9 protein-coding genes are annotated in these 8,206 nt (G+C 63.6%); 3 read left to right on the forward strand and 6 right to left on the reverse strand.

Annotated features, from left to right (window positions below):
• Positions 1 to 117 precede the first annotated feature (117 nt).
• The 4 genes from ACSQ3P_RS22850 to ACSQ3P_RS22865 are packed head-to-tail and all read right to left on the reverse strand — an operon-like array spanning position 118 to position 3,738.
• Positions 118 to 1,134: a TRAP transporter substrate-binding protein gene (locus tag ACSQ3P_RS22850; protein ID WP_436167775.1), complete on the reverse strand. Its 1,017-nt coding sequence runs from the start codon at positions 1,132 to 1,134 to the stop codon at positions 118 to 120.
• 39 nt (positions 1,135 to 1,173) lie between these two features.
• Entirely contained in the window at positions 1,174 to 2,457 is a 1,284-nt protein-coding gene (locus ACSQ3P_RS22855) for a TRAP transporter large permease (RefSeq protein WP_436167776.1), read from the reverse strand.
• The gene (locus ACSQ3P_RS22860; protein ID WP_436167777.1) at positions 2,454 to 2,999 is read right to left on the reverse strand and encodes a TRAP transporter small permease; all 546 of its coding nucleotides are present in this window, start codon (positions 2,997 to 2,999) and stop codon (positions 2,454 to 2,456) included. The genes ACSQ3P_RS22855 and ACSQ3P_RS22860 overlap by 4 nt, the downstream gene beginning before the upstream one ends.
• On the reverse strand, positions 2,959 to 3,738 hold the full coding sequence (locus ACSQ3P_RS22865; RefSeq protein WP_436167778.1) for a FadR/GntR family transcriptional regulator: 780 nt from the start codon (positions 3,736 to 3,738) through the stop codon (positions 2,959 to 2,961). The genes ACSQ3P_RS22860 and ACSQ3P_RS22865 overlap by 41 nt, the downstream gene beginning before the upstream one ends.
• Positions 3,739 to 4,160: 422 nt before the next feature.
• Between ACSQ3P_RS22865 and ACSQ3P_RS22870 the strand changes: the two genes are divergently transcribed.
• Both ACSQ3P_RS22870 and ACSQ3P_RS22875 read left to right on the forward strand, forming a co-directional pair.
• Positions 4,161 to 4,406 carry a hypothetical protein gene (locus tag ACSQ3P_RS22870; protein WP_436167779.1) on the forward strand — a complete coding sequence of 82 codons (246 nt, stop codon included), beginning with the start codon at positions 4,161 to 4,163 and terminating at the stop codon, positions 4,404 to 4,406.
• An 84-nt stretch (positions 4,407 to 4,490) separates the two neighbouring features.
• A complete protein-coding gene (locus ACSQ3P_RS22875) occupies positions 4,491 to 4,628 on the forward strand; it encodes a hypothetical protein (RefSeq protein WP_436167780.1) in 138 nt (45 codons plus the stop codon).
• A 55-nt stretch (positions 4,629 to 4,683) separates the two neighbouring features.
• On the opposite strand, the gene ACSQ3P_RS22880 is transcribed toward ACSQ3P_RS22875, so the two are convergent.
• The gene (locus tag ACSQ3P_RS22880; RefSeq protein WP_436167781.1) at positions 4,684 to 5,331 is read right to left on the reverse strand and encodes an alpha/beta hydrolase family protein; all 648 of its coding nucleotides are present in this window, start codon (positions 5,329 to 5,331) and stop codon (positions 4,684 to 4,686) included.
• 295 nt (positions 5,332 to 5,626) lie between these two features.
• Positions 5,627 to 6,289 carry a GNAT family N-acetyltransferase gene (locus ACSQ3P_RS22885; protein ID WP_436167782.1) on the reverse strand — a complete coding sequence of 221 codons (663 nt, stop codon included), beginning with the start codon at positions 6,287 to 6,289 and terminating at the stop codon, positions 5,627 to 5,629.
• Between the two features lie 131 nt (positions 6,290 to 6,420).
• On the opposite strand from ACSQ3P_RS22885, the gene ACSQ3P_RS22890 reads away from it, so the two are divergent.
• Complete coding sequence (locus ACSQ3P_RS22890; protein ID WP_436167783.1) at positions 6,421 to 7,845, forward strand: PLP-dependent aminotransferase family protein; 1,425 nt, start codon at positions 6,421 to 6,423, stop codon at positions 7,843 to 7,845.
• The last annotated feature ends 361 nt before the right edge of the window (positions 7,846 to 8,206 follow it).

Below are 8,206 nucleotides of genomic sequence, written 5' to 3' on the forward strand. Positions count from 1 at the left end.
GTCGGAGGGTGGACGCCGCCCGCTCGATGATGGGGTGATGGATCCCCGGCGCTCCCGGCTTGCATGTTCGCCAGCCGGGAGCGCCGAGCTCACATCGTCGTGCTCACATCGTCGTGCTCACTTGCCGCGGATCTTGGCGAGATCGGCCTGGATGCGGTCGATCGTAGCCTTGCCGATTGTGGCCTCATGGCGCTGATACACGGCGGCGGTCGCCTCCCGCATTTTCGTCAGTTCCTCGGGCGACACCTCGGAGACCAGCATCCCCTTGGACTTGAGATTGGCCAGCGACTTGTCGTTGAGGTCACGCGCGACACGGCGCTCCTCGTCGCGGCCGACGATCGAGCATTCGGTCAGGATGGCCTGTTCCTCGGGCGAAAGCTGGTCCCAGAGCTTCTTCGAGTAGAGCGTGAGCATGGGCGTATAAGCATGACGCGTCATGGTCAGGTATTTCTGCACCTCATAGAGCTTCGAGGTGTCGATCGTGACCAGCGGGTTTTCCTGCCCGTCGATCGCGTGGGTTTCGAGCGCCGCGAAGACCTCGCCGAAGGCCATCGGCGTCGCGTTCGCCCCCATGCTCTTGAAGCTGTCGAGGAAGATGTTGTTCTGCATGACGCGGACCTTGAGCCCGGTCAGTTCCTCTGCCTTCGCGACGGCGCGCTTCGAGTTCGTCAGGTTGCGGAAGCCGTTCTCCCAGTAGGACAGGTTGACGACGCCGAAGCCCGGCAGCTTGTCGGCGATATACTTGCCGAAGGGGCCGTCGAGGATCGCGTCGGCCTCCTTCTCGTTGGTGAGCAGGAAGGGCAGATCGAAGACGCCGAGTTCGGGCATGATCCCGACCAGCGGCGAGGACGACGTGATCACCATCTCCTGCGTCCCGGCGCGCAGGGCCTGCGTCGCCTGCAGGTCGCCGCCGAGCGAGCCGCCCCAGAAGCCCTGCAGCTTGAGCTTGCCGCCGGATTTCTCGGCCATGCAGGCCCGCATCTTGGCGACGCCGTTGCCGATCGGGTGATCTTCGTTGATGCCGTTGGAGATGCGGATATTGCGCTCTTTGATCTGGGCCTGGGCAGCGGAACCGGCGAGCGCCGCGAGAGCGATGCCGGTGATGAGCGAAGCGATACGGGCCGTCTTGGTCATGGTTTTCTCCCTGTTTTCGTTGAGACTTCTTGTTGAAAGTCAGCGTCCGCTCAGCCAGGCGAGCGGCACCATCACGAGCTGCGGAAACAGCACGAGCAGGAACATTGCGAGCGTCTGCGCGATGAAGAACGGCCAGACGCCTTTCATCACGGCGCTCATCGGCACGCGCGCGACGCCGCAGACGACGTTGAGCACGATGCCGACGGGCGGCGTGATCAGGCCGATGGCGTTGTTGATGATGAAGAGCACGCCGAAATAGATCGGGTCGATCCCGGCCTGCTTGACGATCGGCATCAGGACGGGCGTCAGGATCAGAACCGTCGGCGTGAAATCGAGCGCGGTACCAACCACCATGACGAGCAGCATGATGATGATCATCAGGATCGTCTTGTTGCCCATGAAAGGCTCGAGCATCACCGAGAGCTCGGCAGGGATGTTCGCCTGCGTGATCAGCCAGGCCGAGACGACGGCGGCGGCGACCAGCAACATCACGGCACTCGTCGTCTTGGCTGCGAGCAACGTGACCTTGTAGAGATCCCGCACCTTGAGTTCGCGATAGACGAACATGCCGACGATCAGCGCATAGACCGTCGCGACGACGGCAGCCTCCGTCGGCGTGACGATGCCGAAACGAATGCCGCCAAGGATCGCGACCGGCATCAGCAAGGCGAGAGAGCCGTCCCAGGTCGCCTTGAGCCGCTCGGCACCGGTCTTGCGCGGCAGCACCGTGACTTTGTCCTTGCGGCAGACGATCCACCAGGCAATCACGAGCGACAGCCCGATCAGCAGGCCCGGGAAAACGCCCGCGAGAAACAGCCGCGTGATCGAGAGATTGGCGGCGACACCGAAGACGATGAAGCCGATCGAGGGCGGGATGATCGGCGCGATGATGCCCCCCGATGCGATCAAACCGGCGGAGCGCCCAACGTCGTAGCCGGCGCTGCGCATCATCGGCAGCAGGATCGAGGCGAGCGCCGCGGTATCAGCGGCTGCCGACCCCGACAGCGAAGCCATGATGATCGCGGCGAAGATCGCGACATAGCCTAGGCCACCATGGAGGTGGCCGACGAGCGACAGCGCGAAATTGACGATCCGCTTCGACAGGCCGCCGGCATTCATCAGTTCGCCGGCGAGCAGGAAGAACGGAATCGCCAGAAGCTGGAAGGAGTCCGCTCCAATGATCATGTTCTGCGCGATGATCTGGGTGTCGTAGACGCCGAGCCACAGCATCAGGCAGACCGCGCAGACGATCAGCGCAAAGGCGATCGGCATGCCGAGCGCCATCGCTCCGCAGAGCGAGACGAGGAAAATCGTGACGGTCATTCCAAGTGCCCCTTGAGATCGTGCGAGGGGCGCGCGCTGTAATCGCCGACGAATTCGGCAAGTTCGTAAGGGTCGAGCCTGCCAGTCAGTGCGCGGAACAGTCGTGCCAGGGTAATCAGGCCGATACCGACTCCGGCGAAGTAAAGTACGTTGTAGACATAGGACATGCTGATGCCGGTCACGGGCGCGACGACGCTGGCGTTGATCTCCTGCTGTTTCCAGGTGCCCTCGAGCAGCATCAGGCAGCAGACCAGTACGATCAGGTCGCTCAGGATCATGCAGATGCGCCGGCCGCGGATGCTGAGCGCGCCGACGAAGGTGTCGACGCCGAGATGCCCATTCTCGCGCATGACGACGACCGCGCCGATATAGGTCAACCAGACGAAGAAATAGCGCGATAGCTCTTCCGACACGTTGATGCCGGAATTGAAGGCGTAACGCAGCACGACATTGCCGAAGACCATCACCACCATGCCTGCGAGGAGGGCGACGAGAACGGCTTCAAGCGCGCGTAAAATCCACCTTTCGGCGATGGCTACCATGCTGCGTTTCCTCAGCGTTTCTTGTTGTGGAGAGATCATCACGACGCCGGCCGGCGCCATGTTCGATATCCGCGCGGGCCATCGCCAGCAGCTCGGCCATTGTCCTGCGGGCGTCTTCGGGCGCGCGGGCCACGATGGCATCAGCTACGCGTTTGTGGGTCGCGACCGAGGCGCGCCCCCGAGCGTGATCGTGCATCGACAGGCGGAACGACGCCTTCAGGACTGCATGCAGGATCGGCTTAAGCTGAACCAGCAGCAGGTTGCCCGACGCCTCGAGGATTGCCTCGTGGAAGCGAAGGTCAGCGGCCTCGTGACTGAGCTTGTCCGGTGAGTTCGTCATCGCCACCAGCGCGGCCGCAATCGCGGCGATCTGGGAGTCCGAACCGCGCTCTGCGGCGAAGGCGGCGGCGGCAGGCTCCACCATGCTGCGGATTTCCAGAAGGTGGCGCTCGAAGCCGTTCGCCATGTCGGCGTCGGTTATCCAGTCCATGACCTGCGGATCCAGCAGCCGCCAACTGGCGATTGGCTGGATGCGCGATCCGACCCGCGGCCCCGTTGTCACCAACCCGAGCGCCCGCAGCGTCTTGGTGACCTCCCGGATCACGGTCCGGCTGACGGAGAAGGTCTCCGCTAGCTCATCCTCCCGAGGCAGAGAACCCGCACTTCCGAATGCGCCGCCAACGACCATGCGGCCAATGCGGTCGACGAGGACATCGTGGAGGCTGGACGGTCGGCTCATCCAAACATCGTATTATCATATGATTGAAGCCGTCAATTGCCGGCCTTTGCGAATCTTTGCTGTGGCGTGGCGCAATCGGGCTAGGCCGCTCCGATCAGTTCGGGCGCAGGATCGCATCGAAATGCCGTCTATCGGAGACAGTGGCCTCGCGGGCAGCCAACTGATGTCGGCTTTTGGCGCTTCGCCGGCATCGGGCAAGCCGGCTTTCAGGCAAATCGTGGCGCGAGCTGCAAATCATCAAGCTTGCTCGCCGATGTACGGGTAGGGCGCAGGGCGCACGGTCATTGCGGCGCTGCGGCACGCTCTCGGCGACACCAGGGGGAGGGGCCGGCTACCGAGCCATCTCGTAGAAGCGACTCGTATTCCAGCGCTTGGAGCGCTAGCTTAGCGGGTGTGAGGTTGCGTAGCGATGAGGTGGTGTCATGCCCAACGCCGACGCGGTGATGATCTCGTCTTATGAACAGCGGAAGGCTGCTGTGCTGCGAGCTGCACAGCTCATCTCATCATCGAGGGATTCCGACGGTGAGCGGGAATTCGAGATGCTGACCGAGGCTATCGCGGATTTCGATATCCGTCAGGAAGCGCTCGACTTCATTGAGCTCCCGCCGGCTTTCATGCAGTTCCTGTCCGGTGGGCATCAGGCTCGGGTTTCGAGCAGCCGTCGCTGAGACGAAAAGGGCTGTTCGGTCGGCAGCGCGCCTGGACAGTGGTTCCGCGCGTCTCACGCGCGTCCGCTTTCGGGGGGCTTTCGCATGGCAGCTCTTGGCGCTCTGCTGCCGCTGCTCGCGAGCAAGCTCGCGCTCCCTCGCCAGCTGCCAGCGCCGACCGAGGGTCTGGCGCATCGCGATGACACGCATTCCAGCGGGCTGCCTTCGACCTTCGGTGTGTGAAGCTTGGCGATGACGGTGCCGGTCCGCGCGTCATCTTTGCGCGGCTTGCGACCGGCTACCGGGTCGCTGGGTGACGAGTTGGGCGTTCGGCCCAGGCGATAGCTGCCTCGGCCATGGTCCTGAGATGGTCAGCGGTCGAAAAGCCGGAAATCCGCTTGCGCGGCTTCAGATCGTGATCGCCATCCTCCAGCCATAGGACGTCGATGAGCGGCGAAAGCCTATAGGTCGATACGTCCTCCCGGGAGCCGAACTCATCGCGCGTTCCCTGCACGATGAGAGTCGGCGTCTTCAGATCGGCCAGGTGCCCGGTTCGCGACTGCTCCGGCTTGCCAGGCGGATGGAAGGGATAGCCGAGGCAAAGAAGGCCGCGGATCCGGCCTTTCTGGAACAGCGCATCAGCCACCATGCTCGCAACGCGGCCCCCCATCGACTTGCCACCGATGACGAGCGCCCCCTTGGCGCCGAGCGCGTCGACAGCGGCGATATACTGCGGATTCAGCTTTTCAGCTCGTGGGGGTGGCATGCGACCATCTCCGGCCCGCCGTGCCGCCATATAATCGAACTCGAAGCGGGCAACTCGAAAGCCCGCTCCGGCCAGCGCCTTTGCGGTCGCCGTCATTGATGGCGAGTCCATCGGAGCTCCGGCCCCATGCGCCAGGAGGATAGTCACAGCGGCCTGGTCGGGACCGTCGAAAAGAAACATCGCGCTGTCCTGCCTCGACGAGCTAGGCGGCCCAGTTCCGGGCGCCGTCAGAGCGCCAGCCTAGCGCAGCAGGCCTTTCGCGTCGAAGGCTGCCCAACCGACCAATGGCCGCCGCCGCCCGCCGGCGACTTTGGTCAGCCGCTAGAGCAGGATGCGAAAAAGTGGGAACCGGTTTTTCGCATTGATCCTGCTCTAACTCATTGATGAGAGACGGATTCAGATTTCAGACGGGATCACGAAGTGACCCCGTCTGAAATCATCCGGCTCTAGCCCAGGCAGTCTTGCTGCCCTGCTCTCAATCGAGACTGAGCCTGGTGCGCTGCTGGCCATTCTCATCGAAATTCTCGGGCGCCAACCACGCTTCGTAGCCGGCCTTGAGACGTGGCCAGTCGATGTCGATCATCGCGAACCACGCGCTGTCACGGTTCTTGCCCTTCTGCACCATATGCTGCCGGAAGACACCCTCGGAGGTGAAGCCGAAGCGCTGGGCCGCGCGCTTCGAAGGCTCGTTGTGATTGTTGCACTTCCATTCGAACCGCCGATATCCCAGCGTCTCAAAGGCATAGCGCGCGAAAAGATGGAGCGCCTCCGTCGCGACGCGGCTGCGGGCGATCGCCGGCCCCCACAGGATATTGCCGATCTCGATGACGCCGTGCACGGCATCGATCCGCATCAACGCCTGCCGCCCCTCTGCCCGTCCCGTCCTTTTGTCGATGACCGCAAAGAACAGCGGATCGGTTGAGGTCGAGGCCTTTTCGAGCCAGGCGCCGAAGGAGGCCATGTCCGCGGGCGTCTCCTCGAATAGGTAGCGGAAACGGTCGCCGGCACCCGGCTCGCAGGCGGAGGCGAGCAGGTCGTCGCCATGTGTGGCGGGATTGAGCGGTTCGAGCCGCGCATAGCGCCCTTCCAGCACAATCCGCTCGGGGCGGGGAACGCCCTTCCAATCCGACAGATCCATGGTGACGTCCTGATTTCGCGAGTGGGTTTGCAAATGCGGCGAAAGCGCATCGAGCTACCATTGGCCGGTGGTATGGTATGGCGTAAACTGCCACTTCTCTCATTCTTGTCAGACCATTTTGGGATTGAACGGTGTCGGCAAACGCCCTGGCCTGGCAGGCTCTGGACAAAGCGGCGGGCGACCTCGAAGGGCAGCTCTATCGCGGGATCCGGGAACGCATCCTCGACAGCACCATACGGGCGGGGCAAGGCTTGCCGTCCTCGCGCACTCTGGCCCGCACGCTTGGCGTCGCCCGCTCGACCGTGGTTCAAGCCTATGAGCGCCTGAAGGCGGACGGCTATCTCGTGGCGCAGACGGGCTCGGCAACGCGTGTCGCCGAGGTCGGGACGGCACCACTCCCGCTCGCGCTACAGCCGGCGCCGAGCCTGTCCGAGTCAGCCAACGAGCCTGCGCTTTCCAGGCTTTTCGAGCCAGGCGTTCCCGACCTAGCCGATTTCCCGCATGCGAGCTGGGCGCGCTATCTCGGGGCACGCGCGCGCTCGCTGAGAATTCACGACCTCGGATATGGCGATGCGAACGGCGTCCGGGAACTGCAGAGGGCTATCCTCGAGCACGTCGCCCACACGCGGGGCGTCGTTGCGCGGCCTGAGCAGGTCATGATCGTGCCCTCGACCCGCGCCGCCATTGACCTGCTGGCCTGCATTCTGCTGCGGCCCGGAGAGGCGAATGGCAGCGTGGCCTGGATGGAGGAGCCGGGTTATCCCACGGCACAGGCGCTGCTGCGCAGTGCCGGGGCAGAGATGGTGCCGGTCCCTTGCGACAATGCCGGGATCGACGTCGCCAGGGCGCTCGGGCCGCCGCCACGGCTGATCTATGTGACGCCTTCGCATCAATATCCGACGGGCGTGACGATGAGCCTGCAGAGACGTCTCGCCCTGCTGGAGGTCGCGCAAGCAAGCAGCGCTATCGTGATCGAGGACGATTACGATAGCGAGTTCCAGTATGGCTCGCGACCGATCGCAGCGCTGCAGGGTATCGATCGCAACGGCATCGTGGTCTATCTAGGCACCTTCTCGAAGATTTTGGCTCCTGGAGTGCGGGTTGCCTATGCGATCATCCCGCCGCGGTTGCTGCGGGAGGCTTCAGCCGCCTTGCAGCTTCGAGGCGCCGTCGTGCCGATCCATGTCCAGGCGGCGCTGGCGGACTTCATTCGCGACGGCCGCCTGCGTAGCTATATTCGCAAGATGAAAGCCCTTTACGCCGTTCGCATGGCAGCGAGCGTCGCGGCCCTTCAGCACCATTGCGGTGATGCTTTGCATATCAGCGACGGATCCGGCGGGCTCCAGTTGGCGGCGTGGTTCCGCGACCCGGATGTCGACGATCAGGCTATTGCACAGATTTTGAAGGCAAATGGGTTCGCGATGCAGCCGATGTCGCGTTTCCATCTGGGGCCGGCGCGGCCGGGGCTGGTTTTCGGCATATCGCGCGTCGCGCCGGCAACCGTGCAGGCCGATGTAGCTCGACTGGCTGAGATCATGAAATCTAGCTGCGCGTAAAGTACAGCGCTGTCGTGGCGGCGAGGAGCAATCGCTCTCGTAAACGGCAGCTGCGTGCAGGATGCACATGTCCGGTTACGGGCCGTGCCCCAATGTCAGCAACTGGCGCAATTCACCCGGACGTCCGACTGGCGTTTATGGGCGCATTCATCCGCAACGATGGGCGGTTGGCCTTGATGTCCGAGCACGGATGGCGCGCGACGGCTCCAAGACTTCGCGCTCCAAGACTTCGCGGCTCTAGCGGAGCGATTGACCGAAGCGCTCGAGGCTTGCCGCCAGCGGTGTCGTCCCTGCGCCGGGATGCTGGGGCAGGGCGTAGACGCCGCCTTCGACGCGGATCGGTTCCTCGAAATGACCCTTT

Source organism: Allobosea sp. LjRoot9, assembly GCF_964252745.1.
Lineage (GTDB): Bacteria > Pseudomonadota > Alphaproteobacteria > Rhizobiales > Beijerinckiaceae > Allobosea.

Excerpts from the sequence above, each read along its gene's own strand:
- ACSQ3P_RS22850 (WP_436167775.1), bottom strand. The coding sequence starts at position 1,134 with ATGACCAAGACGGCCCGTATCGCTTCGCTCATCACCGGCATCGCTCTC.
- ACSQ3P_RS22855 (WP_436167776.1), bottom strand. The coding sequence starts at position 2,457 with ATGACCGTCACGATTTTCCTCGTCTCGCTCTGCGGAGCGATGGCGCTC.
- ACSQ3P_RS22860 (WP_436167777.1), bottom strand. The coding sequence starts at position 2,999 with ATGGTAGCCATCGCCGAAAGGTGGATTTTACGCGCGCTTGAAGCCGTT.
- ACSQ3P_RS22865 (WP_436167778.1), bottom strand. The coding sequence starts at position 3,738 with ATGAGCCGACCGTCCAGCCTCCACGATGTCCTCGTCGACCGCATTGGC.
- ACSQ3P_RS22870 (WP_436167779.1), top strand. The coding sequence starts at position 4,161 with ATGCCCAACGCCGACGCGGTGATGATCTCGTCTTATGAACAGCGGAAG.
- ACSQ3P_RS22875 (WP_436167780.1), top strand. The coding sequence starts at position 4,491 with ATGGCAGCTCTTGGCGCTCTGCTGCCGCTGCTCGCGAGCAAGCTCGCG.
- ACSQ3P_RS22880 (WP_436167781.1), bottom strand. The coding sequence starts at position 5,331 with ATGTTTCTTTTCGACGGTCCCGACCAGGCCGCTGTGACTATCCTCCTG.
- ACSQ3P_RS22885 (WP_436167782.1), bottom strand. The coding sequence starts at position 6,289 with ATGGATCTGTCGGATTGGAAGGGCGTTCCCCGCCCCGAGCGGATTGTG.